The sequence below is a fragment of the Methanoculleus nereidis genome, from assembly GCF_032944295.1.
Lineage (GTDB): Archaea > Halobacteriota > Methanomicrobia > Methanomicrobiales > Methanoculleaceae > Methanoculleus > Methanoculleus nereidis.
Map to the genome: position 1 here is coordinate 192,676 of NZ_JABFFQ010000001.1, position 24,123 is coordinate 216,798.

Here is a 24,123-nt window from a genome sequence, read left to right on the forward strand (position 1 = left end):
ATCACACACCCAACAATACACCCTCTTTTTTTGACGACGCCGCAGAAGTGCTTCAAACCACCTCCAGATACCACCCGGTTGTCGACAGAGGCCAACGGTGTGGTTCCTGCCGGGCGCGCGATATGACCTCACGCGTGAGAGGATATACAACGCTGCCAGGGCTTTTTGCTCTCTTCGTAAGAAACGCTCGGAGCGGAAAGCAACATCTATCACCAATCAGATTGAAAACTCGCTTGATGAGCGGGCATGTTGAGATCACCGAAAGAAGAGCGGGCGCCGTCGATATCATTACTATAAAAGGGAGGCTCGACGCCGGCTCTTCGGAGAAGGCGGAAGAACGGATCAACCAGGTGCTCGATGCCGGGGGGAGAATCCTCCTCGTCAACCTCTGCGACCTCGACTACATCAGTAGTTCCGGCCTTCGGGTGCTGCTTGCCGCGTTGAAGCGATTGAAGAAGGACGGCGGGACGCTCAGGATAGCCTGCGCACAACCGCAGATCCTCGAGGTCTTCACCATGGCGGGGTTTCACCGGATCTTCTCCCTCTTCCCCGACGAAACGGCGGCGCTTGCCGAATTCGCGGCGGAGACCTGAGCGGAACTACGAGAGGGTAGATCGGCATGGCGTTCTCTGTCTTTGGCGATATGTTCCTCGTGCTCCTGCAGATGATCTGCGTCATCATCGTGGTCGCCTACCTGATCACCCGGACGAAGTCGTTCACGCAGGTGCTCGACGGCATATTCACCTGGAAGAGCCAGGTGATACTCGCCCTCCTGTTTGGGGCCCTCTCTATCTACGGCACCGAGAGCGGCATCACCATCCTCGGCGCCACCGCGAACGTCCGCGACCTCGGCCCCATGGTCGGGGGGCTCGCCTGCGGCCCGGTGGTGGGGCTCGGCGCCGGGCTGATCGGCGCGGCGCACCGCTTCTCTCTCGCAGGGTTCACCGCCGTCCCGTGCGCGACCGCAACCATCCTCGCGGGCCTCTTCGGAGGGCTGATCTTCCTTGCTGCGGGCCGGAAATTTATCGGGATGCACGGCGCGGTCCTCTTCGCCGTCGGGATGGAGACATCCCATATGGGGCTCACCCTCCTCCTCTGCCGGCCATTTGAGCAGGCGCTGGAGGTCGTCGAAGGGGTGGCCTTCCCGATGATCGTCGCCAACGCCACCGGGGTCTTCATCTTCGCGTTCATCATCGGGAACCTGATCACCGAGCGGCAGACAAAGGCGGAGCGGGATACCTACCTCTCCGAACTCGAGCGCAAAAAGGCCGAACTCCGGATCGCGCACGACATCCAGATGAGTTTCCTCCCCGAACGGCTGCCGGCGGTTCCCGGCTTTGAACTCGCCGCCCTCTCGGTCCCGGCAAAGGAGGTCGGCGGTGACTTCTACGACGCCATCCCTCTTCCCGGCGGCCGGACCGCCTTCGTCATCGCCGACGTCTCGGGAAAAGGTGTCCCGGCAGCGCTCTTCATGGCGCTCTCGCGGACGGTGCTGCGGGCGAACTCGCTGGTTCCGCGGAGCGCACGCGATGCCATTCGGGAGGCCAACATGCTGATAGCCGAGGACGCGAAGTCCGGGATGTTCGTCACCCTCTTCTACGCGGCCGCCGATCCGGCAAACAAGACACTCACCTACGTCAACGCGGGGCACAACCCGCCCCTCCTCTTCCGGTCGGGCGGCGGCCGGCCCGTGAGACTGAAGGGGACCGGGATCATCCTCGGAGTCATGCCGGAGGCCGAGTACGGTGAGGAGACCGTCGCACTCGAGAGCGGGGACCTCCTTCTGCTCTACACCGACGGCATCACCGAGGCGATCAACCCCGATGAAGAGCAGTTCGGAGAAGAGCGGCTGATCGAGACCGTCACTGGCTCCCTCGATCGGCCTTCGACCGAGATCGTCGACCGGGTCCGCGACGCGGTCATGGAATTCTCGGGAGACGAGCCGCAATTCGACGACCTGACCCTCATGGTCCTCCGGGTGGTCTGATGGCGGAACTCACCGTGCAGGCGGATCTCAGCGCACTCGCAAACATCGCCGATTTCCTCGCGGAGACGCTCGCCGGGTGCGGCGACGAACTCGTTTTTGCGGTCCAGCTCGCCGTGGACGAGGCCTGCAGCAACACCATTCTCTACGGGTATGGCGGGGAGGCCGGGACGATCACGATCGCCTGCACCGCAGACGACGACGCTGTCCGGGTGACGATCATCGACGACGGCGTTGCCTTCGACCCGCTCACCGCCCCGCCGCCGCCTCTCGACGTCCCCGCAGAAGAGCGGCCTATCGGGGGGCTCGGGATCCATTTCATCAGGACGGTGATGGACAGCGTAACCTACGCCCGCAAGGACGGAAAGAACGTCCTCTCGATGGAGAAGAAGCGGCCGGCGTCACCCTGAAGCCAAAAGCGGCGACCTGAGCGCCCGGGGAAGGTCCTCTTTTGCCGTGACCACGGCCGCGGACTCCTCGAGCATCAGGTTGACCCGCTCGTGGTGGCCGACGACCCGGAAGTCGGTGCGGAGCGCGACGACCATCTTCCCGAGAGCATACGCGTACCCCATCTCCCAGGATGTCCCGGAATCGGCGTCAGCGCCGTCGACGACGGCGACGACGGTATCGACGTCCTGGAGCGCCGCGGTGTGCTGCGCAAAGATGGCCCGGTGCTCCTCCCGGCACCGGGTGTGGCTCGTGTCCCCTACTTCCTGGGGGAGGTAGACGTCGAAGAGGTGCGCTTCGAGAAGTTCCCGGAGTGCGAGGTTGTAGGTCTTCTCAGCCTCCGAGAAGAGCGGGCCTGCGAGGTAGACCCGGTAGCGGGCGAACTCCTTCACGTCGATTGCCGGGATATCCGGGAACCTGGTGAGAAACGCCCCGCGCCCGGGCTGTTTTACCGATGAGTAGTAGGTGGCGTTCACCCCGCAGGTCGGGGAGGAGTCCACCCCGACGATCACGAGCGGTGGCTCCCCGCGCTCCCGTATCAAGGCACGGACCTCTGATTCGAGCCGGTCGAGGAGCGCGGCAAACTCGTCGGTCGCAAGCCGCTCAAGATATGATCCCGGCTCCCGGTCGGCGCCGAGGTAGATCGTCTCCGGGCAGGGGAGCGGGACCATCTCAATCGAAAAGCGCCGACACCGCTCCACGGCATGATTAAAGCAGCGAATGTCCTCATCGGTCGTTATCCCGCGGGCGCGGCATGCGGGGTTCCGGATGCAGGGGGCGATGAGCACGTACATTGATAGTACCTCGACGGCGTACCATAACAAAGCAGATGATACCGCTCTACGCCTACCGGGACGACACCTGCGACCCCCGGAAGTGCACGGTGAAGAAACTTGCCCGGCGCGGGCTTCTCCGGATCGTCCCGAGCATCGCAAAGATCCCCCGCTCGACCCTCCTCCTCGACCCGACCGCACAGCAGGCGGTCTCTCCCGCCGACCGGCACCTCCCCTCGATAACGGCGCTCGACTGCTCCTGGGAGGTGCTCGATACCGGGGCCGTCGCCTCCTGGCGCAACCGCCGGGCGCTCCCCTTCCTGGTGGCCGCAAACCCGGTGAACTTCGGCCGGCCGTTCCGGCTCACCTCGGTGGAGGCGATGGCCGCGGTGCTCTACATCATCGGCGAGAAGGAGCAGGCACATGACATCCTTGCCCCGTTCGGGTGGGGGCTGCGCTTTCTCGAGGTGAACACCGACCCTCTCGAGGACTATTCGCGGGCAAAGGACAGCGCCGAGGTCGTCGCCCTCCAGGCGCTGTATATGTAACCGGAACCCCCGGCACCTCCCCGGGCGGCACGTTTTTATGTCTGGAGCCTCCAGTCCGCGTCCAGGAACAGGAGGTTACCGGATCATGGATACCGAACGAGAGAGGGCGCTCCTTGCGGCGGCCCACGCCGTGACGTTCAAGCCCGACTAAGACCACCTGATCCAGATCCTCATGGATGAGACCGGGACCCTCGGGGTGCGGGTGTACGAGTTCCGGAAGGTGGTGGCCGCCCGGGAGAAGGAGACGGTGCCGGTCAGCCTCGGCGGCAGGGTGTATCCCGTCCGGGTGAAGACCTCTACCGTGAACGGCCGTCTGATCGCAGAGAAACCCGAGTACGACGACCTCTCCGCGATCGCGCGGGAACAGGGCATTCCTCTCCGGTTCGTGGACGAGGAGGTCAGGCTACGCATATCGGAATGGAAAAGAGAGCGTGCCACCATTAGAGGGGGTGCAGGGGGTGGATGCCCACCAGACCGCCCAAACGCGGCAAACGCCGCACGCGACGAGTGAGTGCGGACACTCCCCCGTAGGAAGTGTCCCACTCGCGTCTACAGTTCTCTCATGTCACCGGGGTAATAGTTCCCCAAGATATTAGATGATGCATGCGATATTTATACGATTCTATTTCATATCGTCCATCAATCCCCTTTTTTGCCCCAATTTGCCGAACAACTTTCAAAAGGCCTGGTATTTTCCCGTACTATTGTTGCGTCACGGCTCCTGAATTGAAATAAACGAGAAAATGACGCCATAAAGAGAAGACAATCGTTTCCTGCCGTCAGACGGGTGGCTGCCGCCCGAAGAGGCGCGCCATGGCTCTCGCATCCTCGAGCATGGCATGATCGTTGTTGAAGAAGATATACGCCCGTTCCGGGCCGATACCGGCGATCCGATCCCGAACACCGGCGAGTTCATTCTCCGTATAGTCGTGCCGGTACCAGCCTTCCCTCCCGTGCATCCTGAGGTAGACGACGTCGCCGGAAAATATCCGCTCCCAAAAATCAGGCGAGTCGACCGAGACCAGGACGGCCGTTTCCTGCAGCCTCCGGCACGCCTCGTCGTCGCCGAGCACCGCAGGATTGCGAACCTCCACGGCACACCGCGTCTCAAGATCGATCGCCTCGAGAAAAGCGATGATGCGATCGACGTCCCCGAACGTCGGCGGGGCCTGAAAGAGGTAGAAGTCGACGAGATTTTCGAGCGGGAGGAACCTCTCCAGGAACCGTTCCCATACGGGGATGGCCTTCTCGTTGAACCGGTGCCGGTGGGTGATCGACCGGTTCACCTTGACGCTCCACCGCAGCCCTGACCCCGCAGCGGCCCATGAACGAACGGATTTCTCCGACGGGAACCCGTAGAAACTCGCGTTCAGTTCGATGGCGTCAAGACCGGAGTGCTCGACAAACCACACAAGGCTCCTCCCCCGGTTCCACGCGTATGACCAGCCGCTCGTGCCGACATGGACTTCCATGCCGGGGCCCTTCGGTGGGCGGGCAATACAATCTTTCCGGCCGCAACCGGAGGTGCCCCGGGAAGCCTGAACCGCCTAATAAAACCCGGGTACCAGGACGAAGAGCGCCCAGCCCATGTGCTCGCGGCCGTAGCCGAAGTACTCGTCCTGGAGGCGGTGGAGGTAGTCGATCATAAAGTCGCGGTCGGGGTGATCGGGATGGCTGCCAAGCCAGGAGATGACCGACTGCCAGATCCCCGACTCGTAGCGGTCCCAGTCGTCCGCGCCCGACCGGATGACTGCGGCGACGTCGAGTCCGGCCTCCCGCGCGACACCGAGGATCTCGTACTCGGTCAGGACATCGGGCCACTCCCGGGCAAACTCGGGCGGGGTGCGGTCGGACCGCCAGCAGCGGTCGCCGATGACGATGGTCCCCTCATCGTGGACGAGATCGAGGAGCGCGTCGATGGTCGCCGCAAACCCGCCCCGGATATGCGACGCCCCGATCGACGCGGCGCAGTCGAACGGCCCGCCGGGGACGTAACTGCGGGCGTCCATGCACCGGACGGCCAGCCGGCCGCCGAGCCCCGCCGCCCGGAACGTCTCTTCCGCCCGGCTGCAGGCATCCTCACGGGCCTCGACGCCGAGGCCCGATATCCCATATTCGCGCCCCCAGAGAGCGAGGATCGTCCCGTTCCCGCATCCGATCTCCACGACCCGGGAACCCTCCCGGAGCCCCGCCGCCCGTCCGGCGGCGAGCACCTTCTCAGGCGTCGTGGGGTTCATGATCGCGAGCGTTCCCTGTGATATACTGACGAGTTCGTTCATATCCATGATCGGTGGTCCTCCAGGCGCCGGCCTACTCTAGAGGGTACGCCGTGACCTTCTATAAATCACCGCATACCAGGAGACCCTTACTGCTGTTCGGTTCTGGAAGCGCCGGCACCTCGCAGGAGAGGTTCGCCGGGGAGGGAGCCCTGGCGCGAAAGGGGAATGCTATATATACCATTGCTGAAGAGTTAAGCACTGACGCTGTGTGCCGCCCGAGCAGGACATCCCGGGAAGGGTTTTGCGAACCCTCAAGTTCCGGCCAAAGGGCATGACGATCACCGAACTCGCGAGAGCCCTCGGCGCAAACCGGAACTCGGTCTCGAAGTACCTTGAGGTGATGCAGGCGGAAGGCCATGTCGAGGGGCGGCTCGTCGGCAACGCCAAGGTCTATTCTCTTGCGCAACGCATACCCATATCAGCATTTCTCTGTTTCACAAAGAACCTGATCCTGATTCTTGATGCCGACCTCACCATCGTCCAGGCCAACGACCGGTGTCTTGCGCGGTTTGGGCGAAACAAAGAAGAGATTGTAGGTCGAAATCTGCGTGAGGCCGGCCTCCCCGTCGTCTCTTCCCCCGAAGCCCTCGCCGTCGTCGAGGGGCTCGAGCAGGAGCAGGTGATCACCGATATCTGCTACCGGCGGGATGACAGCAGAGAGTTCTTCTACCAGATGCAGGCGATCCCGACGACGTTTGAGGGCGGGGAGAAAGGGTGCACGATCGTGCTCGAAGATATCACCGAGCGGAAGCACTACATCAGCAACACGTCATTCCTCGCCCGGACGGCAATGGACCTCGTCGACCTGCCGCCGGTGGATGACATATACCAGTACATCGTCGACCGGCTCATGGAACTCGTCCCGGGAGCGTATGCTTACCTCTTCTCCTGGGACGAGGCCAGCCACCGGTTCGTCGTCCGGGTAGTCGCCGGAGAGGGGTTCCGGGATGCGCTCACCGAACTCCTGGGACGGGACCCCATCGGCCTGGTCCTCCCGGTCGCCCGGGTCTTCGACGCCCCCTATCACCAGACCCCCGGGTCGCTGCGCGGCCTCCAGGAATTCGTTCTCCGCCCCGAACCATCCTCGTGGTCGTTCTACGACCTCTGCTTTGAGGCGTTCCCAGAAGAGGTCTGCGAGGAGTTTCTCACCCGGTTCAATATTGCGAAACTATGCATTATGGGGCTGGTCTGGCGCGAGCAGCTCTTCGGCATCACCGGCATCTTCCTCCACCCGGGAAGGGAACTTGAAAACCGCGAGACAATCGAGTCGTTCATCCGGCAGGCCTCGATCGCCCTCGCCCGGCGGCAGACCGCCGGGCGGCTCCGGCGGAGCGAGGTGCGGTTCCGGACCATGGTCGATTCGTCCCCCTGTGGCGTCGCCCTCATCGACCGGGACGGGCGGTTCATCTACGCTAACCGGAGGTTCGTGGAGATCTTCGGCTACGGGCCGGACGATGCACCGACGGTCGCGGAGTGGACCCGGCTGATCTTCCCGGACGAAGCGGCCCGGCAGGAAGCCTTCAGTGCCTGGCGGTCGGATCTCGAGCGATCGGTTTCGGGCCAGATCAGGCCCCGGACGCTCACGGTCCGGTCCCGGGACGGGTCGAGGAAGACGGTCCTCGCCCGCGCCGTCACCCTCTGCGACGGGACACAGTATGTCAACTGCGAGGATATCACCGAAGAGGCGCGGGCCTACCGGATCCTCGTCGCGGATATCGCCGACCTGCGGCGGCGGGAGCAGGAGATGCTTCTCAAGGACCGTGCAATAGCCTCCACCCGCCGGGCGGTCGCGATCCTCGACCCGGGCGGGGTGGTGACCTACGCGAACGCCGCTTTCCTGGCCCTCTGGGGCTACCCAACCGCGGAAGAGGTGCAGGAATCGCACTTCTCCCGGTTCTGGGAGCGTCCTGATGAGATCCGGGGTATCGTCCGGACGGTCATCGACGGCGGGTCCTGGCACGGCGAGCAGACCGGCATCCAGAGTGATGGTGCGGCGTTCCGGACAGACCTCCTCGGGACGCCGATCGTGGCCGAAGACGGCAGGGTGCTCGGGATGATGGCGGCAGCGACGTTCCGAAGGAACGGAGCTTGAGAAAACGCGAAGCGTTTTCAAGCAGCGACAGGCCGAAGGGCCGGAGCTGGAGCACCGCAGGTGCGAGTGGCGACGCATGTCCCTTCGGGACAGGCGGATCTTTTGCCGACCACCCGAGAGGGGTGTAAAAATCTATGCCCGGCAATGCCGTTTCGCAGTACTGCACGGCGATTTTGGTTTGTAAAGGTTTATTGTAACCCGACTGCATCATGCGTTCGTGCCAGGAGGTGCAAAGATGCAAAAGACCATCGAGAGGAGAGAAGTAAAGGAGGGGGACACGGCACAGGTCCAGGAGTTGATGCACGTCATGCTCAACGCCGACACCTACACCAGCCTGCGGGCCGTCAGCGCCCTCGGGGCCATCGGGGCTCCGGCGGTCGGGCCGCTGGTGCAGGCCCTGCTCAGCGTCGACAGTGACACACGCTGGACCGTGGCGATGGCACTCGCCCGGGCCGGGGCTGAAGCGGTGGAGCCGCTCGTCGGGGTCGTGCTCGTCGCGGACGACGATATCAAGAACCCGGCAATCTGGGCGCTTGCCGAGATAGGCGATCCCCGGGCGGTCGACCCGCTGGTCGGCACCCTCCGGACCAGCCAGTCCGAGTGCTGCCGGGCCCTGACCGCTGCGGCCCTGCTGAAACTGAGTGATCCGGCCGGCGTAGCCGAGGTAAAGAAAGCGTTCGAGCAGTCGGACGAGAAGTTCGCAGGCTTCGCCATGGAGGCCTTTGAGGGGACGTGAATCCACGCCCCCGGAACATACACGGTTTTAACTGCTTCCTGGGACGCTGCAGATGCGTAATTACTAATACGGTCCATTCAAAAGAGAAGACTATGTACGGGCGCCACATCCTGCTCCTGATCCTTCTGACGGCGGCCACCGTCGCCGGAGGCTGCACGGCGCCGGAAGATACCATGGATGCGCAACCGGCCACGTTCAACCCGACACCGGCGCCGGCAGAGGCGCAGACGGTGGGAGGGACCCAGCCGGCTCCCACGCCGCCCGTGCCTGCCCGTGGGGCGGAGCAGCCGCAGAGCGTGGGGTTCGTCGACCCCGCGACCTACCATATCCCGACCCCGACGCCCACGATAGCGATGACGAAACCGCCACAAGACATTCGAATCTCCGAGAAATTGGTGGACTACGCAGAGGTGGCCTGCGAGCATCCCCCCCGCGTTCTCGCCACCGAGGTCTACCACATCCCCTTTCCCTACTGGGCCATCAACGTGAGCGTAATGCCGATGAATGATTGCCCGTCGCTCGTGATAGAGATCCGCGATCCTGACGACCCGAACCGGGTCGTCAAGGAGATCCGGTATTTCCGGGGTGATATACTCCATTATGGGAACACCTCAACAACGAACCGTTCAGAAAGGAAGCCTATAGTGAAGGCAGAGACGTTCATCATCCGGGAAGGGTACGACGATTATTACTTCATCATCCGCTCGGAGTCGCTGAAGTCGCTCACCATCACCATCAGGGTTCCGGAGAAATACCTTGTCTAGGCAGGAGGCACTTCCGGCCCCTCTTCTACGACGCGGAGTTCGCGGTCATAATCGGTGATCGCGGCGTTGTACTCCTGCCATGCCTTATCCGCTTCTGCGATGTTCCGGTTTGCCGCATTGTAATCCCGCACCTCGTAAGCGCTCGCGGCCGACGACCAGAACGTGAACGCACGATTCAGGTTGTCGAGCGCCCGGACGTAGGCCGACTGCGCTCCGGCGTAGGCTTCCGGGACGGCATCGACCGCGACGATCCGGCGGTGGTAGGCCGTAACGGCCCTGCCGTAGTTCGCGATTGCTGCGAACTCCCGCACATGAGCGTCGCATTCGGCAACCGAAAGATCGTTTGTGGGGGTGCGCATATGCGAGGTGATCTTCCCGGAGACCAGGAAGAGGTCGGCCTCCGATGCCGAGACGTGGCTGTTGAACGCCGCAACCTGCTGGCCTTCATGAAAACTCACAAAGACCATCCCTCCGACCAGAAGAACCGCTATCGCAACAACAGCCGCCGCGGCGGTGGCAAGGGCCTTCCTCCGATCGGCGGTCAACTTCAGCAGTCCCGGGATCTTCAGATCCGGGATCCTCAGGCCGGACGGTTCGGGGGTGTCGGGATCCATCTCACGCTCCCCCCGCCGGCAGACGGACGGGACGGATCTGGTACTCCCCCGGCTCGGGGACGTAGCGGAGCGGGATGATCTGCGGGGTCTCCGACTGCACGCTCGGGATACCCGTGCCGGAAGTGTCCCCGATGGGGTGCGGTCTCCCCCAGATCGCCGTCGAGCCGACCGAGATGTTCCCCCAATCAAAATCCGTCCCCTCGACGTAGTAATAGTGCTGCCCCCCATACATGAAGTGTCTCGGCGTATACTTCGCGTAGTAGGGATTGAACTCGTTCATCCGGATGCCGAGGGCCATGTGATCCGAGTATCGGAGCAGCACTGTATCATAGCCGAGAGCGTCGAGGAGCCCCCCCATCAGGATGGCCGCATCCTCACAGTCCCCCCGCCCGTCCACGAGCGTCTCGACGGAGTATTTCGGATACTCAACGCCGTCTTTTACGTACATGGCGTGACTGGGGAGGACGCCCTCGATGTAAGAGGTCGTGTTATCGTCCCTATCGTAGGGGATCTGCTGGACAAAGAAGACGAGGTTCATCAGCCGGAAGTAGCCCTCGTCCGGGTTGGCGGCCGGGGGCGCGATCCGGTGGGCAAGATCCTCGAGGAGCGGCCGGTCGGCGTCCGCAAGCGCATACCTCCCCCAGGAATTATAGTCGCTGAACCGCGAGGTCCCCCGGTGCGTGAGGAAGAGCGCCTCCGGGACACGGACCTCCGTCGTCCGGACGCCGCCGTCGATCGCCGTCCAGCGGAAACTCCGGGTGTAGGCCTCACCGTCATCCGGGAAAGGGGTCGCCGTCGGTACCGGGGCGGGCGGGACGTATACGGGCGGGTCGCCGGCCGGCACCGATCCGGAGGAGGCAAAGCCGATCGGCTCCCCGAGAAGGGCGGGTTTCACTACGAGGGCGACGACCAGGATCACGAGCCCGCCCACGAGAACCGGGAGAACGTCCTTCCACTCCATAGCAGAACCAACAATGGCCTCCGGTGGAGATGTTTGCTATCTACCGTTAAAAAACGTTAACTGTTGTGCTCAGGTTTCGGATCACGCCAAAAAGGGTTAATATGAGAATAAAATGCGAACGGGGGGATCTTCCTGCCGGAACCGGTCAGCGGGAGAGACACCCCTCTTCGCTTTGCGCCGGCTTCCGTATCACCTCATCCTGGGCGCAGGGCCGGGGGGGCAGACCCCCTCGAGCCCGGCCAGCTGCTCTCCCGGCTCGGCCGCATACCTGCAGACCGAAGGATAATACCTGGTGACGTACTCCTTGAGCATCCGGAGAGAGCAGTACTGGGGGGCGATGCTCTTTATCGACTCCTTCATCATCCGGACCCACTTGTGGGGGACGTCGTCCATCGTCCGTGAGAAGTAGAGCGGCGCAATCTCGTTCTCGATGAGGTCGTAAAGCGTCTCCGCATCCGGCTGATGACCCTCCGCGGTGGGAGCGCGACCCTCGAAACCCCAGCCGTTCCTGCCGTTGTAGCCCTCGACCCACCAGCCGTCGAGGACCGAGAGGTTCAGCGCCCCGTTCATCCCCGCCTTCATACCGCTCGTGCCGCTCGCCTCCATGAGCGGGACGGGGGTGTTCATCCAGACGTCGACGCCGTGGACCATGTAACGCGCAAGCTGCTCGCCGTAGTCCTCGACAAACGCGATCCGGCCGCCGAACCGGGGATCCTGCGAATACTGGTAGATCCTTTGCAGGATCCGCTTACCCCGATCGTCGGCCGGGTGGGCCTTCCCGGCGAAGATGAACTGCACCGGCCTCCAGCGGTTGTTCACGATCCGATCAAGCCGGTCCAGATCCTCAAAAATCAGGTCCGCCCGCTTGTACTCGGCAAACCGGCGGGCGAACCCGATCGTCAGCGCCGAGGTGTCGAGCATGAGCCCCTCGGCCGCGAGATTTGCAGGTTCGTCGCGAAGGTTCGCCCATTTGCGGCGTTTCCGGTCCCGGATCCGGGAAAAGAGCTTCATCTTCAGCCACTGGTGCTCGCGCCAGAGCTCTTCGTCCGGGATCTCGTCGACCACCTCCCAGATGATGGGGTTGTCGTAATCCTCCCGCCAGTTCGGGTAGACCGGGTCCATGTGTCGGTCGATGAGCGCCTCGATACGGTGATTCAGCCACGTCGGCACGTGAACGCCGTTTGTGATAGCGTCGATCGGCACCTCCTCAGGGGCGAGGTCTGGCCAGAGAGGCTGCCACATCTCCCGGGCGACCTCCCCGTGCCTCTGTGAGACGCCGTTGTGGAACCGGCTCATCCGAAGGGCAAAAGCGGTCATGTTGAACCCGGCGCCCGGGTTGTGGGGATCGTCGCCGAGCGCCATGAACTCGTCCCAGGTCAGATCGAGCGACGCGCAGTAATTCCGGAAGTACTTCGCCATCAGATCCTCGGGGAAGACGTCGTGGGCGGCCGCCACAGGGGTATGGGTGGTGAAGACCGAGGTGCCCCGGACCCGCTCGAGCGCCTCGTCGGGCGGCATCCCCGCACTGAGCCGCTCCCGGAGCCGTTCGAGTATGGAAAACGCAGAATGCCCTTCGTTCAAGTGCATCGCCGAGTACTCCACGCCGAGGGTACGGAGAACCTTCCTTCCGCCGATGCCGAGCACCAGTTCCTGCCGGAGCCGGCACTCGAGCTCTTTTAAGTAAAGGCGGTGGGAGATGCTCCGGTTCTCGGGGAGGTTCCTGTCGATATGGGTGTCGAGGAGGTAGAGGGGGACCCGTCCCACCTGCACCTTCCAGACCGCGACGTAGATCGGCGGTTCGATCAAGGGCACCTGCACCACGATCTGCTTCCCGTCGTCGCTGAGCACCCGGAGAACCGGGGCGGCGTCGCGGTCCAGGATCTCCGCGACGTTCTTCTGCCACCCGTTCCCCTCGATATGCTGGTGGAGATAGCCTTCGGCGTACATGAACCCGACGGCGACCGTCGGCACGCCGAGATCGCTCGACGCCTTGACGTGGTCGCCCGCGAGGATGCCGAGCCCGCCCGCGTAGAACGGGAGCGAGTGGTGCAGCCCGAATTCGCTCGAGAGGTAGGCGATCGTCAGCGGCGTCCGTGAGGGATAGTGCTGCGCAAACCAGCTCGTTCCCGGCACCATATACTCCCGGAACCGGTGCATGATGATGTCGTAGCGGCGGAGGTACTCCGGGTTCGCTGCCGCCCGCTCGAAGAACCGCGGCGGGGTATCGAGAAGCATCCTGACCGGATTGTGGCGGCTCATCTTCCACTCCGCCCGGTTCAGCATCTTGAAGAGCACGCTCGCCGAGGAGTGCCAGCTCCACCAGAGGTTGTACGCGAGGTCGACCAGCCCGAAGATCCGTTCAGGAACGTGGGCGAACCGGTCGTAGGGAATCTCCGTCTTCATCGCGACGGGCATTACCTGTTGCACCTGATAAGTGCTTCTGTCACCGGGGACAGCCGGACGGGAACCGGCTCACCGCCGCTCTTCGAGCCCCGTGAACTTCCGGATCTCTCGGTCTTCCCAGACACTGCAAAGGCGCCGGGCGCGAGCAGGGAGCGGGAGGTGTACGACGGTTGGCGGATCGTTTCTCACGGCCTTTGGCGATGATACCGGAAGAACAACATGCTCGTAGTGGTTCTTTTTACGGATACGGCGTCAGGACGGCAAACGCAGATGGAAAGTTATTATATGCACCTCTTGCCGATGTTCCTTCAAGAAGAACCCAAAGGAGCGTGTCTCGCGTGCGGCAGATGATAGAGGCAACCGAACTCACGAAGAACTACGGCAACGTCACCGCGGTGAACAGGGTATCGTTCTCCGTTGCGGAAGGGGAACTCTTCGGCCTGCTCGGGCCGAACGGCTCGGGGAAGACGACGATGATCCGGATGCTGACCGGGCAGATTCCGCCGACCTCCGGGTCGGCCCGGGTGATGGGGCTCGACGTAGCGAAGGATCCCATCGGGGTCCGGGGGCTTGTCGGGATCATCCCCGAACAGGAGACGCCGCCGAGTTTCCTCACCGCGGAGGAGTACCTCCGCTTCGTGGCCAGCATCCGCAACCTCGATTCGGTTGACGAGCGGTGCGACCGCTGGTTCGACCTGCTGGAGTTTGGTGACAAGCGGGACGTCCTCTGCAAGGACCTCTCGCGGGGCACCCGGCAGAAACTGATGTTTGCGCAGGCGTTCCTCCACGAACCAGAGCTCGCCCTCATCGACGAGCCGCTGATCAACCTGGACCCCATCATGCAGCGGACGGTCAAAGACTTCCTGCGCGAGTATGTCCAGGGCGGCGGGACCGTCTTCTTCTCCACTCACATCCTCGAGATCGCCGAAGAGATCTGCGACCGTATCGGGGTCATCCACAACGGCAGGATCCTTCACTGCGGCCCGGTCGGAGACCTCGTCGGATCGGGCCGGCACCTCGAGTCTTTCTTCCTCGACCTGGTCAAGGGTGATGCCGGTGCCTGACCTCTTCTGCGCGATGATGAAGGAAGAGTGGCGGATGCACTCGACAATCTTCGGGAGCCTCGGGTTCGCCCTCTTCCCGGCGGTCATCGCGGTCTTTGCCCTTCTCGGGTCGCTCACCCTCCCGCTCTTTGCAGACGTATTTCCCTACGACGTGGTCGCGCTCCTCGCGCACGCTCTCTTCCTGCTCATGGGCGTGATGGTGGGATCGTTCGGCCTCATGGGCCGCGAGTTCATGAACCGGCGGTTCGGGCAGGCGAGCCTGATTGCCTACGCTTCCCGGAGTCTCCCGGTCTCCGAGCGGCGGATATTCGGCGCGTTTCTCGTGAAGGATACCGTCTACTACATCCTGCTCTACGTCCTCCCCTTCGCGGCCGGGTTTGCCGCGGCGACGCCGTTCATCGGCCTCGATCCGGGTCTGGCAGTCCTCGCGTTCGTCTCGCTCGCGCTCGCCTTCCTCCTCGGCCTCTCCGCCGTCTGCTTCCTCTCGACCCTCTACGCACGCTCTGCCGCGCTCCTTGCCGGAACCGTCGCGGTGCTCGCGGTGATCGCGCTTGCGGCGTTCCGCCTCGGGACGATCACCGTCTCCGCCGCCCTCCCCCCGTACGCCTTCTTCCTCGACCCCGCGGTGGAACCGCTCGCGATCTCGCTCCTGCTCATCCTGGTCCCGGCAGCCGCCTCGGTGCTCTTCGTCACCGTCGACTACCCGGACCGGACGAAGCGGTTTAACAACCGTCTCGATCCCCTCGCGGAGAGAGTCGGCACCCTCGGGAGCGCCCACTTCATCGCGAAGGACGCCCTCGACCTCCTCCGGAGCGAAGGCGGTGCCGGGAAGGTGATCTTCTCGTTCCTCCTCCCCCTCGGCCTCGTCTGGGTCTGCCTGAGGGTCCTGATCCGGTTCATCCCGGGGATCGACCCGCTGGTGGTCTTCGCGGTTCTGCTCGGGGTGATATCAGCCACCATCTACAACTGGCTGACCGAGTTCGACTCCTTCACCTCCTACGCCTTCCTGCCGGTGGAGGTCTCGGAGGTGATCGACGCGAAACTGAAGAGCTACGCCCTCGCAAACCTCCTCCCGCTCGGAGTGCTCGTGCTCGCGGCGGCGACCTCCGGCGGGATGGGGACGTTCCTCCCGGCACTTGCCGCGTTCGCCTCGGTCTCGGCCTACACCCTCGCGGTGACGGTCTACCTCACGGGGCTCCACCCGAACGTGATGCTCTACTCCGCGGGGGTCTTCCTCCGCTACCTCCTCGCGATAAGCCCGGCGCTCCTGCTCCTCATCTTCGCCTCGATCCTCGACCCGGGATACGCGGCCTTAAGCCTCTTCCTCATCCTGCCGGCGGCGCTTCTCCTCGCCCGCGGGCGGACCAGGTGGCAGGCATGGGAGATGCCGGGGTACTAAAACCCCACCGCACCTTTCACTTTCACCCCCCGCGCGGCGCGGCTTTTAAACCCCTGCGGGAGACCCGGGGAGTATGCTACAGAGAGCAGGCTACCTCCAGAACAGCAGGTGCGCCGCGGCCGACGAGGAGGGGAGACCCTGCCGGATCGTCGAGATCACCCTCGACGGCAGGCGGTTCGGGATCGGGGTCGGCGAACTCCAGCAGGCGCTCGGCGGCCGGCGACCCGCCCGAATCAGGCTGCTTCACGACGACTGGGGTCCGGTTCTCGGGGATACGGTCGGCCGCGCGGAGCGGTCGCGGACGGGGAAGGCGGTCGTCTTCAAGCTCGTCACCGGGGAGCGCTACACGGTGCCGGCCGCGGCGCTCCGGACCGTTCTTGCCCGGACGGCCGCGTTTGCCCCCGTCTCGGCAATCCTTCCCGCGGGTATCCCGGCCGCCCGCCGGCAGGTTCCCGTCACCGGGTAACCCCTGCCTCGCGGATCGCCGCCTCCCCGGCATCACGGAACGCCCGCCCGACGTTCCCCGGACCGAGGAGGACTCCGCCGAAGATCCTCGAGACCACCAGCGCGTGGCTCCCGAGGCCGTGCTTGCGGAGCAGGTCGAGGAGGATCCTTCCCGGCCGGCCGACCTCGCCGTCATTCTTGAACTCCTCCAGTGTTCCGCACCGGAGGGCGGCGCAGTGGTGAGCGGCCTTCCGGTAGGCCTCACGGTGGCCGGCGAGAACCCCCGCGGCGTCCTCCGATCCTTCGAACCGGTAGAGGTGAGCGTAGAACCGCGATCGCCGGACCTCGATCGCGGCGGCGCCGAGGGGTTCTGCGGTCACGCCGCCACCCGACTCCTTGCGTACTCGTCCCAGTGCGCCTCGAGGAATCCCCGGATCCCCCGGCCGGGTTTGTAGGGTGGGTATATCTTACGGTAAGCCTCCTCGGCGTCGGCAAACCTCGCCCTCGGCAGGACATCGGTGTAGGCCGCGAGGTAGAGGAGCCCGATCGCCGCCGACCGGGAGACGCCGAAACCGCAGTGGACCAGCACCTGCCGCCCCTCCGAAAGACACCGGTCGATGAAGGCGAGAGCGGCATCGATGGCCGCCTTCGGGACGTCGCCGGGGTCCCTCACATCGACCAGGTTGAGCATCAGTCGGTTCCCCCGCCGGGCGACCAGGTGCTCAGGGTGATCCGGCGGCACCATGCCAAGGGGCGAGTAGGTGACCGCCAGGCAGTGGTAGGGGCTCCGGCAGGCGTGCACCACGCACCAGGTCTCGTGCGCCTCCACCGCAACCTCGTAGTCCTCCTGTGTCCCGATATACAGGTTCTGGTAGATCTCGATCATATGCCCCCCTCACCGCGCCTCGAGCGCGTATGCCGCCGCCCCGAGAAGCGGCGCCTGTCCCGCAAGATCCGATACGGCAAGCCGGGGAAGGGCGAGATAGCGGTCGATGAACGGTTCCATCTGCCGAATCACGATATCTCCATAGTAACGGGCGAGCGGGCCGTCGAAGACGATCACCTCGGGGTTGTAGGCGACGATGACCGCCGAGACCCCGCGGGCGTTCATCTCCCCGAGCGCCTCCATGAAGGCGAGGGCAACGGGGTCCTCCGCCCTGGCCGCCTCGAAGATTGCGCGGGTGGAGGAGGGGTCGAAGGCTATATCCCAGACGTCGGCCGCTTCCCGCCACGCCGCGAAGAACCCGGGGATGTTCTTTGCAGAGGCGTAGGCCTCCCAGTGGCCGGCAAACCCGCACCCGCAGACGAGGTTGTAGCGGGTATCGACGGGGATATGCCCGATCTCCCCGGCGTTCCCGCTCATCCCGAGGAGCAGGCGACCGTTCACCACCGCGCCGCCGCCGATGCCGGTCGAAAGGGTGACGTAGACGACATTGTCGGAGCCGCGGGCGGCGCCCGCCCACCGTTCGCCGAGAACGCCGGCCCGGGCGTCGTTGATCAGGGCGACCGGAAGCCCGAACCGCTCCCGGAGCGGCTCGACGATCTCCACGACCGGGAACGCGATGTTCGGGGAGCCAACGACCCACCCGCGGCCGGGGTCCAGCGGACCGGCCGACGCGACGCCGATGGCCGCGGCTTCCCGCCCCTGCGGCGACGCGAGGAGGGCTTCCACCCGGGCGGCGATCGCGGTGGTGATCACCTCCCCGGATGCTCCTGCAGTCGGCGTCGGGACGGCGTCGTGGGCGAGCAGGGTCGCGTCGGAGCCTACCAGGGCGGCGCGGAGGTTGGTTCCGCCGAGGTCAACGGCAATCACGGTCGGCATATGGGTCACTCCTCTGGGTAGCAGGTGCTTCTCTTCTCGGATTACGTGAACCACCCGGATAAACCTTGCTTCCGCACGGGACGGCGGAGCCGGGACACAGCCCACGGCTACGGAAGCAAGGTATATCTACCTCCCGCACCCAAGATTTAGGTATACCTAAAAATGATCACCATGGAAAAAACGTTGCTTGATCTGGAACCGGGCATGCAGGGAACCATCGCCCGATTTATCGGGAATCCGGGCTTTGTCCGGAAACTCAGAACCATCGGAATCAGGGAAGGCAAGAACCTCACTGTCGTCACCCGCCACCCCCTCGGCGGCCCGGTGGTGATCGAAGTGGACGGCCGGGAAGTGACGCTCGGCAGGGGAATGGCCGTAAGAGTCGTCGTGGACGTTGCCGCATGAAGACCGTCGTCCTGATGGGCAACCCGAACGTCGGGAAGAGTGGGATCTTCTCGCGGCTGACCGGCACCCGGGTCATCACCTCGAATTACGCCGGGACCACCGTCGATGTCTCCCGCGGGAAGACGCGTCTTCCGGACGGCCCTGCAGAGGTGATCGACGCACCCGGCACCTACTCCCTCACCCCCACGAACCCGGCCGAAGAAGTTGCCGCGGAGATCCTCGGAGAGGCCGACGTTGTCGTCAACGTCGTCGATGCGACCAACCTGGAGAGGAACCTCTACCTGACCCTCGAGACCCTGGAGCGCGGGGTTCCGGCGGCCGTCGCGCTCAACCTCTGGGACGAGGCCGGGCACCAGGGGATCACGATCGACGTCGACGGGCTCGAGGAACTCCTCGGGGTGCCGGTCGTCCCGACCGTGGGGCTTTCCGGGGAGGGGATCCGGGAACTCGTGGAACGGCTCGGCGAGGCACGTCCCTCGGCGACGATACAGCCCATGAGCGAGGAGGAGCGGTGGGTGGCGGTCGGCCGGATCACCGGGGAGGTGCAGAAGATCGCCCACCGGCACCACACCCTCGCCGACCGGCTCGCGGAGGCGAGCATCCGGCCGACCAGCGGTATCTTCATAGCCCTCGCGGTCATCGCCGCCGCGTTCCTGGCGGTCAGGTGGATCGGCGAAGGGCTCATATCGTTCGTCTTCGAGCCGCTCTTCGACCTCTACACCCCAATCGTCATGAGGGCGAGCGAACTCCTCGGCCCCGGGATCCTGCACGATATCCTGATCGGACGGCTCATCGGGGGCGAGATCGATTACGTCGAGTCGATGGGACTCCTCACCACCGGACTCTTTGTCCCGTTCGCCATGATCCTTCCCTACATCGTGGCATTCTACCTCATCCTCTCGATCCTCGAGGACACCGGCTACCTCCCCAGGCTCGCGACGCTGGCCGACACCTTCTTCCACCGGCTCGGGATGCACGGCTACGGCATCATCCCGGTCTTCCTCGGGTTCGGGTGCAACGTGCCGGGGGCGCTCGCCACCCGGGTGCTGGAGACGAAGAAGCAACGGTTCATCGCCGCCACCCTCATGTCGCTTGCGATACCGTGTATGGCGCAGATCGCGATGGTCTTCGGGGTTCTCGGGCCGTTCGGCCTCCAGTACGTGGTGATGGTCTTTGCGACCCTCGCGCTCGTCTACGTCGTTGCGGGCCTGATCCTGAACCGGGTCGTGCCGGGCGAGTGCCCGGAGATATTCCTGGAGATCCCGCCCTACCGGGCGCCGGATCTCCGGGCGACCGCTACAAAGACCTGGATGCGGGTGCGGGGCTTCGTCGGCGAGGCGATCCCCTACCTCTTCCTCGGTATTCTGGTCGTCAACCTGCTCTATTCGGTCGGGTTCCTCGACCTGCTCGCGGCCGCCTTCGCCCCGGTGATGGAAACCTGGCTCGGTCTCCCTGCCGGAGCAGCCGTCGCGCTCCTCGTCGGGTTCCTCAGAAAGGATCTCGCGGTGGGGATGCTGGTGCCGCTCGGGATGAGCCCGGAACAGCTCGTGATCGCGGTGACGATGCTCACGATCTACTTCCCGTGCGTGGCGACGTTCGTGGTGCTTCTCCGTGAACTCGGGGCGCGTGGGATGCTCGCCGCAGCAGGCGTGATGGTGACGACGGCGCTCCTCGTCGGGGGCGCGCTGCGGGTGATCCTGATCGGGTTTTAGGAAGAGGAAGGAGAGATGCGCAAAAAGACAACGGAGGAGTACATCGAGATCATCTGCCTGCTCGAGAAACAAGAGGGGCGGGCGCAGACCGGCAGGATCGCGGAGGCGATCGACGTCAAACCGCCGTCGGTCACGTCAATGCTCCAGAAGCTGGAGCAGGAGGGGCTCATCGTCTACGAATCCTACGCGGGCGCGAGGCTGACCCCGGCGGGGGAGAAGATGGCCCGGGATCTCTGGATGCGACACCGCACGTTTGCCGACCTGCTGGGACTCCTGGGCGTCACCGGGGAGATTGCAGAGGGCGATGCCTGCCAGTTCGAGCACCACGTGAGCCCGGAGACGCTGGATCGCCTCCGCCTCTTCCTGGAGTACCTCAGCGAGAGCCCGGACGGCCGGCGGTGCCTTGAAGCGTTCGAAAAGTTCCGCAAGCAGCAGCAGTGAGGCCGGTTCGTATCAGACGTCCTCCCCCACCGCCAGACAGGGATACTTCTCCCGCGGGTACCTGCCCTCGATGGACTCGCGGACGAACTGCTCCCTCGACGCGGCCGCGAGGAGGTTGCTGTAGACATCTTTTGGAACACCGGCGTAGCGGTAAGCGTTGGCGTTCTCGCAGATGATGAGGAGCGTCTTCGTTACAGGGTCATAGCCGACGGATTGTACGCCGCCGGTACGTCCAGGTGGCTGTTGAGACATACGGGGGGTTGTGATCGGCGGTGGTGATAGCGGTTGCGGCGGCTCTCACCGGACCTTCTCGTAAGGGTAGCGCAGCCGGATAAAATCCCCGAAATAGCGGCCCTTCGACCGGGCCGCGAGCATTCCTTCGTAGACCGCGGGCGGCACGCCGACGTAGTGGTAGACTCCGCCGCTGTGGAACTCGACCTCCAGGACCTCGTCTTCCGGGTCGTAGCCGACTGATTTTATGCTGGTAGACTCGACGAGCTGGCGCTGCATGGGCGGAAGTAGAGGGGTCGTGGGAGATAAGAGTTGTGGGGGGCAGGGTCCGGCGGGCGACGGCGGTCGGTAAGAGATCTATATCGCCACGGTGAAGGCCGTAAAAGCCGCGAGCGCCGCGAGTGTGAGGAGGGCAAGCACCCCGACTGTCCAGAGCACCATAAAGAGGGCGATCGTCAACAGGCGCACCTCACGGAACGGGACGGTACCCTCATTCATCCGCCGGGCTGTTGCCCAGGCATCATACATCCCGAAGATCCAGACGGCTACACCGGGGATGAGCATCACAAGAAGCCCCGCGAGCACCAGAAAAAGAACCAGGATGCCTTTCCCCGTCTCTCCGTTATAAACCTGACCGAGCCCCGGGAAGAGGAGGGAAAGCCCCGCCGCAAACACCGGGTTCTTCTTCTCTCCCACCGGGGCGTCCCCTCCCGCACCGGGGATGCCCATTGTATGGAGGTTGACCGGTTCCGTCATGGTCATCCGTACGTATACTGCTCTTCAGGGAAGGAAAGAGATTCCGGCTTGTCTTTGCACCCGAGCTCCGTCAGGCTCATAACCCCGGGAAGCTATCTCACTCATCGAGGCTACCCACATGGCACGAAGAGACGTAACCCCACAAGAAGCAAAGGCGATGGGCGAGCAGCTCGGCATCACCTGGCAGGAGTTCGACGTCGAGCAGTTTCGGCGCGGTATGGTCGTGGAACTCGAGCACGGCCTCCATGCTCCGGCGACGAACGTCACCGACGACGACCTCTTCCTGACGGCAAAGATAGCGCTTGCGCACTTAAACGAGTTCCCGGATTACTACGACCGGCTCGAGAAGATGGAGGAAGAAGCGGAGGCGTACTGGGCGGAGCGAAAGGCGCAGTCGCCGCAGACACCGTAAGCCGGCAGGAGAATGCGCAACAACTATTGCCCGCTCGCTGCAACTACAAAGCATGGAACGGCGCCCGAACACCGAGTGGGTCAGGATACGGCAGCGGCGGGTCATCGACGAGAAGGAGTACTACGCCGAACGGCTCTACGATACCCAGCAGGCGGCAAAAACCTATGCCCGGCAACTGCAGTATCGAGGAGCGGACGTCCTCGTCTTCGCAACCGCAAGCGAGGGCGGGTACCGGGGCTACGCCGTCTTTGTCAGAAGATAAGGCTCCCGCCGCCCGGCCGCCTCTCCGGCAAACAAAGTATTCTGAACAGGCGGATGCATTTTCGGGTGATTTCGTTCGGGGCAGCAACAGAGTGGTGGGGTGAACCCCATCCACATTCCCCATTACACCATCGCGCCGAGGATTGATATATTCCCCGTACGGCAGGAGTAGGAGCATTGAACCGGCCGGTTTAATGCATCCGGCACTCCCGGATCGCCGGGACCGTGCATTGCTCCCGCCACTCATCATGGAGTACTCCCCAGACGTCGACATCCTCATAGACGCCCCACTTCCGGTCATGCTCGCGGAGATGCGCCTCGTGCACCATCCCACATTTCTCCATCACCCGGCCCGACGAAGGATTCCTGGAGAAATGCGTGGCGTAAATCCGGTGCAGCCCGAGCACGGAGAACCCATACTCGATCACCGCCCGGGCGGCCTCGGTTGCATACCCACGGCCCCAGCAGTGCTTCGCAATCCAGTAGCCGAGCTCCGCCCGCTCATGACGGCGATGCACCTCCACGAGCCCGACCGCGCCCACAAGGCCCTGCTTCTCCGGGCAGGTAACGGCGTAGACAACGTGCATCCCCTTCTCAAACCCGGGCCGATGGGTGGCAATCCAGTCCTCAGCTGCTCCATTGGGGTAAGGATAGGGGATATTGAGCGTACGGGACGCAACCTCATAGTCGCCGGCAAGCCGCTGCACTTCCGGGGCATCCGCGAGGGTGAACGGCCGCAGGAGAAGGCGATCGGTTACGAGGGTGGGCTGTCCGATCATGGAGTTGTCCTTCATAAGGGTGAGAAGGTGTGCATCCCGGGCTGGCTGACCGGATCCCGGAGAATCCCCCAGAGATCGACATCCTCATAGACGCCCCACTTTCTGATGTGCCCCCGGAAGCGGCCCTCATGGACCATCCCGCACTTCCCCATCACCCGGCCCGATGCAGGGTTGCGGGAGAAATGCATGGCATGGACCCGGTGCAGCCCGAGGACCGAGAACCCATACTCGATCGCCGCCCGAACCGCTTCGGTGGCATACCCACGGCCCCAGTAGTGCTTCGCGACCCAGAACCCGAGTTCCCCGCGGGCATGATCCGGATCGATCCGCAGGCGGACGCCGCCGATGAGGGTCCCCTCCCCGGCGAGCGTGACGGCGAAGGCTGCGGCATCACCGCGCTCGATACCCTCGCAGAGGGAGGTGATCCATGCCTCGGCGAGGCCGTCCGGGTACGGATGGGGAAGAAGAGTCGTCGCAGCAACGGCGTAGTCTCCGCAGAGCTGCTGAACCGCACGGGCGTCCGCAAGGTTGAACGACCGCAGGAGAAGGCGGCCGGTTGCGAGGGTAGGTTGTTTCTCCATGAATATATGCTCATGGCACCGGCCTGATATAAATCCTGCCGCGCCGTCTCTCGACCGGCGGCGAGAGAACGATCCAAGGAGTCTGGCAAGAACCCGCCTCCCCGATCGATGAGCCTGCATGAAAACCATCCCGGTTTATATTTTGAGGTCACGTCCGGCGCATATATGCTGAATAACAAGGATTATGAATGATTATAAATACCCTTTTTGTATAA

General features: G+C 63.9%; 30 protein-coding genes. 16 read left to right on the plus strand and 14 right to left on the minus strand.

What is annotated here, in order from left to right:
* Positions 1 to 236: 236 nt before the first annotated feature.
* From HL657_RS01070 to HL657_RS01080, 3 genes are read left to right on the plus strand one after another with little or no spacing between them, the layout of a single operon-like run.
* A complete protein-coding gene (locus tag HL657_RS01070; RefSeq protein WP_317295008.1) occupies positions 237 to 593 on the plus strand; it encodes an STAS domain-containing protein in 357 nt (118 codons plus the stop codon).
* Between the two features lie 26 nt (positions 594 to 619).
* On the plus strand, positions 620 to 1,987 hold the full coding sequence (locus tag HL657_RS01075; RefSeq protein WP_317295009.1) for a PP2C family protein-serine/threonine phosphatase: 1,368 nt from the start codon (positions 620 to 622) through the stop codon (positions 1,985 to 1,987).
* The gene (locus HL657_RS01080) at positions 1,987 to 2,394 is read left to right on the plus strand and encodes an ATP-binding protein (RefSeq protein ID WP_317295010.1); all 408 of its coding nucleotides are present in this window, start codon (positions 1,987 to 1,989) and stop codon (positions 2,392 to 2,394) included. Before HL657_RS01075 ends, HL657_RS01080 begins: the two co-directional genes overlap by 1 nt.
* Here the strand turns inward: HL657_RS01080 and HL657_RS01085 are convergent.
* Positions 2,386 to 3,225, minus strand: coding sequence for a nucleoside 2-deoxyribosyltransferase (locus tag HL657_RS01085; RefSeq protein WP_317295011.1), 840 nt, complete (start codon positions 3,223 to 3,225; stop codon positions 2,386 to 2,388). The genes HL657_RS01080 and HL657_RS01085 overlap by 9 nt on opposite strands.
* 35 nt (positions 3,226 to 3,260) lie before the next feature.
* Between HL657_RS01085 and HL657_RS01090 the strand changes: the two genes are divergently transcribed.
* Both HL657_RS01090 and larC read left to right on the plus strand, forming a co-directional pair.
* Positions 3,261 to 3,752 (plus strand): DUF367 family protein, encoded by a 492-nt coding sequence (locus tag HL657_RS01090; protein ID WP_317295012.1) that lies wholly within the window; start codon positions 3,261 to 3,263, stop codon positions 3,750 to 3,752.
* 166 nt (positions 3,753 to 3,918) lie between these two features.
* The gene (larC, locus tag HL657_RS01095) at positions 3,919 to 4,263 is read left to right on the plus strand and encodes a nickel insertion protein (protein ID WP_317295606.1); all 345 of its coding nucleotides are present in this window, start codon (positions 3,919 to 3,921) and stop codon (positions 4,261 to 4,263) included.
* A 268-nt stretch (positions 4,264 to 4,531) separates the two neighbouring features.
* Here the strand turns inward: larC and HL657_RS01100 are convergent, their stop codons facing one another.
* Positions 4,532 to 5,224, minus strand: a complete 693-nt coding sequence (locus HL657_RS01100) for a DUF72 domain-containing protein (protein WP_317295013.1) — start codon at positions 5,222 to 5,224, stop codon at positions 4,532 to 4,534.
* A gap of 75 nt (positions 5,225 to 5,299) precedes the next feature.
* A complete protein-coding gene (locus HL657_RS01105; protein ID WP_317295014.1) occupies positions 5,300 to 6,037 on the minus strand; it encodes an SAM-dependent methyltransferase in 738 nt (245 codons plus the stop codon).
* 265 nt (positions 6,038 to 6,302) lie between these two features.
* On the opposite strand from HL657_RS01105, the gene HL657_RS01110 reads away from it, so the two are divergent.
* The 3 genes from HL657_RS01110 to HL657_RS01120 all read left to right on the plus strand — a co-directional run bounded on the left by HL657_RS01110 (position 6,303) and on the right by HL657_RS01120 (position 9,623).
* A complete protein-coding gene (locus HL657_RS01110; RefSeq protein WP_394804636.1) occupies positions 6,303 to 8,123 on the plus strand; it encodes a PAS domain S-box protein in 1,821 nt (606 codons plus the stop codon).
* A 235-nt stretch (positions 8,124 to 8,358) separates the two neighbouring features.
* Entirely contained in the window at positions 8,359 to 8,859 is a 501-nt protein-coding gene (locus HL657_RS01115; RefSeq protein ID WP_317295016.1) for a HEAT repeat domain-containing protein, read from the plus strand.
* A 92-nt stretch (positions 8,860 to 8,951) separates the two neighbouring features.
* Positions 8,952 to 9,623: a hypothetical protein gene (locus HL657_RS01120; RefSeq protein WP_317295017.1), complete on the plus strand. Its 672-nt coding sequence runs from the start codon at positions 8,952 to 8,954 to the stop codon at positions 9,621 to 9,623.
* Here the strand turns inward: HL657_RS01120 and HL657_RS01125 are convergent.
* The 3 genes from HL657_RS01125 to glgP form a co-directional block, all read right to left on the minus strand.
* Positions 9,620 to 10,237, minus strand: a complete 618-nt coding sequence (locus HL657_RS01125) for a hypothetical protein (RefSeq protein ID WP_317295018.1) — start codon at positions 10,235 to 10,237, stop codon at positions 9,620 to 9,622. The genes HL657_RS01120 and HL657_RS01125 overlap by 4 nt on opposite strands.
* A 1-nt stretch (position 10,238) precedes the next feature.
* A complete protein-coding gene (locus HL657_RS01130; RefSeq protein WP_317295019.1) occupies positions 10,239 to 11,198 on the minus strand; it encodes a hypothetical protein in 960 nt (319 codons plus the stop codon).
* Positions 11,199 to 11,387: 189 nt separating this feature from the next.
* Positions 11,388 to 13,601: an alpha-glucan family phosphorylase gene (gene glgP / locus HL657_RS01135; protein WP_317295020.1), complete on the minus strand. Its 2,214-nt coding sequence runs from the start codon at positions 13,599 to 13,601 to the stop codon at positions 11,388 to 11,390.
* Between the two features lie 347 nt (positions 13,602 to 13,948).
* Here glgP and HL657_RS01140 point away from each other — a divergent pair, with 347 nt between their 5' ends.
* The 3 genes from HL657_RS01140 (at position 13,949) to HL657_RS01150 (ending at position 16,530) form a co-directional block, all read left to right on the plus strand.
* Entirely contained in the window at positions 13,949 to 14,665 is a 717-nt protein-coding gene (locus HL657_RS01140) for an ABC transporter ATP-binding protein (RefSeq protein WP_317295607.1), read from the plus strand.
* Entirely contained in the window at positions 14,652 to 16,064 is a 1,413-nt protein-coding gene (locus HL657_RS01145; protein WP_317295021.1) for a hypothetical protein, read from the plus strand. Before HL657_RS01140 ends, HL657_RS01145 begins: the two co-directional genes overlap by 14 nt.
* 73 nt (positions 16,065 to 16,137) lie before the next feature.
* Positions 16,138 to 16,530, plus strand: a complete 393-nt coding sequence (locus HL657_RS01150) for a hypothetical protein (RefSeq protein ID WP_317295022.1) — start codon at positions 16,138 to 16,140, stop codon at positions 16,528 to 16,530.
* Here the strand turns inward: HL657_RS01150 and HL657_RS01155 are convergent.
* From HL657_RS01155 to HL657_RS01165, 3 genes are read right to left on the minus strand one after another with little or no spacing between them, the layout of a single operon-like run.
* Positions 16,520 to 16,888 carry a YigZ family protein gene (locus tag HL657_RS01155; RefSeq protein WP_317295023.1) on the minus strand — a complete coding sequence of 123 codons (369 nt, stop codon included), beginning with the start codon at positions 16,886 to 16,888 and terminating at the stop codon, positions 16,520 to 16,522. The genes HL657_RS01150 and HL657_RS01155 overlap by 11 nt on opposite strands.
* On the minus strand, positions 16,885 to 17,394 hold the full coding sequence (locus HL657_RS01160; protein ID WP_317295024.1) for a dual specificity protein phosphatase family protein: 510 nt from the start codon (positions 17,392 to 17,394) through the stop codon (positions 16,885 to 16,887). Before HL657_RS01160 ends, HL657_RS01155 begins: the two co-directional genes overlap by 4 nt.
* A 9-nt stretch (positions 17,395 to 17,403) precedes the next feature.
* Complete coding sequence (locus HL657_RS01165) at positions 17,404 to 18,330, minus strand: ROK family protein (protein ID WP_317295025.1); 927 nt, start codon at positions 18,328 to 18,330, stop codon at positions 17,404 to 17,406.
* A 171-nt stretch (positions 18,331 to 18,501) separates the two neighbouring features.
* Between HL657_RS01165 and HL657_RS01170 the strand changes: the two genes are divergently transcribed.
* From HL657_RS01170 to HL657_RS01180, 3 genes are read left to right on the plus strand one after another with little or no spacing between them, the layout of a single operon-like run.
* Positions 18,502 to 18,735: a FeoA family protein gene (locus tag HL657_RS01170; RefSeq protein ID WP_048113041.1), complete on the plus strand. Its 234-nt coding sequence runs from the start codon at positions 18,502 to 18,504 to the stop codon at positions 18,733 to 18,735.
* Positions 18,732 to 20,447: a ferrous iron transporter B gene (locus HL657_RS01175; protein WP_317295026.1), complete on the plus strand. Its 1,716-nt coding sequence runs from the start codon at positions 18,732 to 18,734 to the stop codon at positions 20,445 to 20,447. The genes HL657_RS01170 and HL657_RS01175 overlap by 4 nt, the downstream gene beginning before the upstream one ends.
* Positions 20,448 to 20,462: 15 nt before the next feature.
* Positions 20,463 to 20,888: a metal-dependent transcriptional regulator gene (locus tag HL657_RS01180; RefSeq protein ID WP_317295027.1), complete on the plus strand. Its 426-nt coding sequence runs from the start codon at positions 20,463 to 20,465 to the stop codon at positions 20,886 to 20,888.
* Between the two features lie 12 nt (positions 20,889 to 20,900).
* On the opposite strand, the gene HL657_RS01185 is transcribed toward HL657_RS01180, so the two are convergent.
* The 3 genes from HL657_RS01185 to HL657_RS01195 form a co-directional block, all read right to left on the minus strand.
* A complete protein-coding gene (locus HL657_RS01185) occupies positions 20,901 to 21,140 on the minus strand; it encodes a KTSC domain-containing protein (RefSeq protein WP_317295028.1) in 240 nt (79 codons plus the stop codon).
* A gap of 45 nt (positions 21,141 to 21,185) precedes the next feature.
* Complete coding sequence (locus HL657_RS01190) at positions 21,186 to 21,398, minus strand: KTSC domain-containing protein (protein WP_317295029.1); 213 nt, start codon at positions 21,396 to 21,398, stop codon at positions 21,186 to 21,188.
* A 78-nt stretch (positions 21,399 to 21,476) separates the two neighbouring features.
* Positions 21,477 to 21,881: a hypothetical protein gene (locus tag HL657_RS01195; protein ID WP_317295030.1), complete on the minus strand. Its 405-nt coding sequence runs from the start codon at positions 21,879 to 21,881 to the stop codon at positions 21,477 to 21,479.
* Positions 21,882 to 21,993: 112 nt separating this feature from the next.
* On the opposite strand from HL657_RS01195, the gene HL657_RS01200 reads away from it, so the two are divergent.
* Together HL657_RS01200 and HL657_RS01205 are read left to right on the plus strand one after the other, a co-directional pair.
* A complete protein-coding gene (locus HL657_RS01200; protein WP_317295031.1) occupies positions 21,994 to 22,287 on the plus strand; it encodes a DUF5661 family protein in 294 nt (97 codons plus the stop codon).
* Positions 22,288 to 22,339: 52 nt separating this feature from the next.
* Positions 22,340 to 22,549, plus strand: a complete 210-nt coding sequence (locus tag HL657_RS01205) for a hypothetical protein (protein ID WP_317295032.1) — start codon at positions 22,340 to 22,342, stop codon at positions 22,547 to 22,549.
* 190 nt (positions 22,550 to 22,739) lie between these two features.
* Here the strand turns inward: HL657_RS01205 and HL657_RS01210 are convergent, their stop codons facing one another.
* Positions 22,740 to 23,327, minus strand: coding sequence for a GNAT family N-acetyltransferase (locus tag HL657_RS01210; protein ID WP_317295033.1), 588 nt, complete (start codon positions 23,325 to 23,327; stop codon positions 22,740 to 22,742).
* Between the two features lie 11 nt (positions 23,328 to 23,338).
* The gene (locus HL657_RS01215; RefSeq protein WP_317295034.1) at positions 23,339 to 23,908 is read right to left on the minus strand and encodes a GNAT family N-acetyltransferase; all 570 of its coding nucleotides are present in this window, start codon (positions 23,906 to 23,908) and stop codon (positions 23,339 to 23,341) included.
* Between the last annotated feature and the right edge of the window lie 215 nt (positions 23,909 to 24,123).

Coding starts and splice junctions, on each gene's coding strand:
- HL657_RS01070 (WP_317295008.1), top strand. CDS start 237: ATGAGCGGGCATGTTGAGATCACCGAAAGAAGAGCGGGCGCCGTCGAT.
- HL657_RS01075 (WP_317295009.1), top strand. CDS start 620: ATGGCGTTCTCTGTCTTTGGCGATATGTTCCTCGTGCTCCTGCAGATG.
- HL657_RS01080 (WP_317295010.1), top strand. CDS start 1,987: ATGGCGGAACTCACCGTGCAGGCGGATCTCAGCGCACTCGCAAACATC.
- HL657_RS01085 (WP_317295011.1), bottom strand. CDS start 3,225: ATGTACGTGCTCATCGCCCCCTGCATCCGGAACCCCGCATGCCGCGCC.
- HL657_RS01090 (WP_317295012.1), top strand. CDS start 3,261: ATGATACCGCTCTACGCCTACCGGGACGACACCTGCGACCCCCGGAAG.
- HL657_RS01100 (WP_317295013.1), bottom strand. CDS start 5,224: ATGGAAGTCCATGTCGGCACGAGCGGCTGGTCATACGCGTGGAACCGG.
- HL657_RS01105 (WP_317295014.1), bottom strand. CDS start 6,037: ATGGATATGAACGAACTCGTCAGTATATCACAGGGAACGCTCGCGATC.
- HL657_RS01110 (WP_394804636.1), top strand. CDS start 6,303: ATGACGATCACCGAACTCGCGAGAGCCCTCGGCGCAAACCGGAACTCG.
- HL657_RS01115 (WP_317295016.1), top strand. CDS start 8,359: ATGCAAAAGACCATCGAGAGGAGAGAAGTAAAGGAGGGGGACACGGCA.
- HL657_RS01120 (WP_317295017.1), top strand. CDS start 8,952: ATGTACGGGCGCCACATCCTGCTCCTGATCCTTCTGACGGCGGCCACC.
- HL657_RS01125 (WP_317295018.1), bottom strand. CDS start 10,237: ATGGATCCCGACACCCCCGAACCGTCCGGCCTGAGGATCCCGGATCTG.
- HL657_RS01130 (WP_317295019.1), bottom strand. CDS start 11,198: ATGGAGTGGAAGGACGTTCTCCCGGTTCTCGTGGGCGGGCTCGTGATC.
- glgP (WP_317295020.1), bottom strand. CDS start 13,601: ATGAAGACGGAGATTCCCTACGACCGGTTCGCCCACGTTCCTGAACGG.
- HL657_RS01140 (WP_317295607.1), top strand. CDS start 13,949: ATGATAGAGGCAACCGAACTCACGAAGAACTACGGCAACGTCACCGCG.
- HL657_RS01145 (WP_317295021.1), top strand. CDS start 14,652: ATGCCGGTGCCTGACCTCTTCTGCGCGATGATGAAGGAAGAGTGGCGG.
- HL657_RS01150 (WP_317295022.1), top strand. CDS start 16,138: ATGCTACAGAGAGCAGGCTACCTCCAGAACAGCAGGTGCGCCGCGGCC.
- HL657_RS01160 (WP_317295024.1), bottom strand. CDS start 17,394: ATGATCGAGATCTACCAGAACCTGTATATCGGGACACAGGAGGACTAC.
- HL657_RS01165 (WP_317295025.1), bottom strand. CDS start 18,330: ATGCCGACCGTGATTGCCGTTGACCTCGGCGGAACCAACCTCCGCGCC.
- HL657_RS01170 (WP_048113041.1), top strand. CDS start 18,502: ATGGAAAAAACGTTGCTTGATCTGGAACCGGGCATGCAGGGAACCATC.
- HL657_RS01175 (WP_317295026.1), top strand. CDS start 18,732: ATGAAGACCGTCGTCCTGATGGGCAACCCGAACGTCGGGAAGAGTGGG.
- HL657_RS01180 (WP_317295027.1), top strand. CDS start 20,463: ATGCGCAAAAAGACAACGGAGGAGTACATCGAGATCATCTGCCTGCTC.
- HL657_RS01185 (WP_317295028.1), bottom strand. CDS start 21,140: ATGTCTCAACAGCCACCTGGACGTACCGGCGGCGTACAATCCGTCGGC.
- HL657_RS01190 (WP_317295029.1), bottom strand. CDS start 21,398: ATGCAGCGCCAGCTCGTCGAGTCTACCAGCATAAAATCAGTCGGCTAC.
- HL657_RS01195 (WP_317295030.1), bottom strand. CDS start 21,881: ATGACCATGACGGAACCGGTCAACCTCCATACAATGGGCATCCCCGGT.
- HL657_RS01200 (WP_317295031.1), top strand. CDS start 21,994: ATGGCACGAAGAGACGTAACCCCACAAGAAGCAAAGGCGATGGGCGAG.
- HL657_RS01205 (WP_317295032.1), top strand. CDS start 22,340: ATGGAACGGCGCCCGAACACCGAGTGGGTCAGGATACGGCAGCGGCGG.
- HL657_RS01210 (WP_317295033.1), bottom strand. CDS start 23,327: ATGATCGGACAGCCCACCCTCGTAACCGATCGCCTTCTCCTGCGGCCG.
- HL657_RS01215 (WP_317295034.1), bottom strand. CDS start 23,908: ATGGAGAAACAACCTACCCTCGCAACCGGCCGCCTTCTCCTGCGGTCG.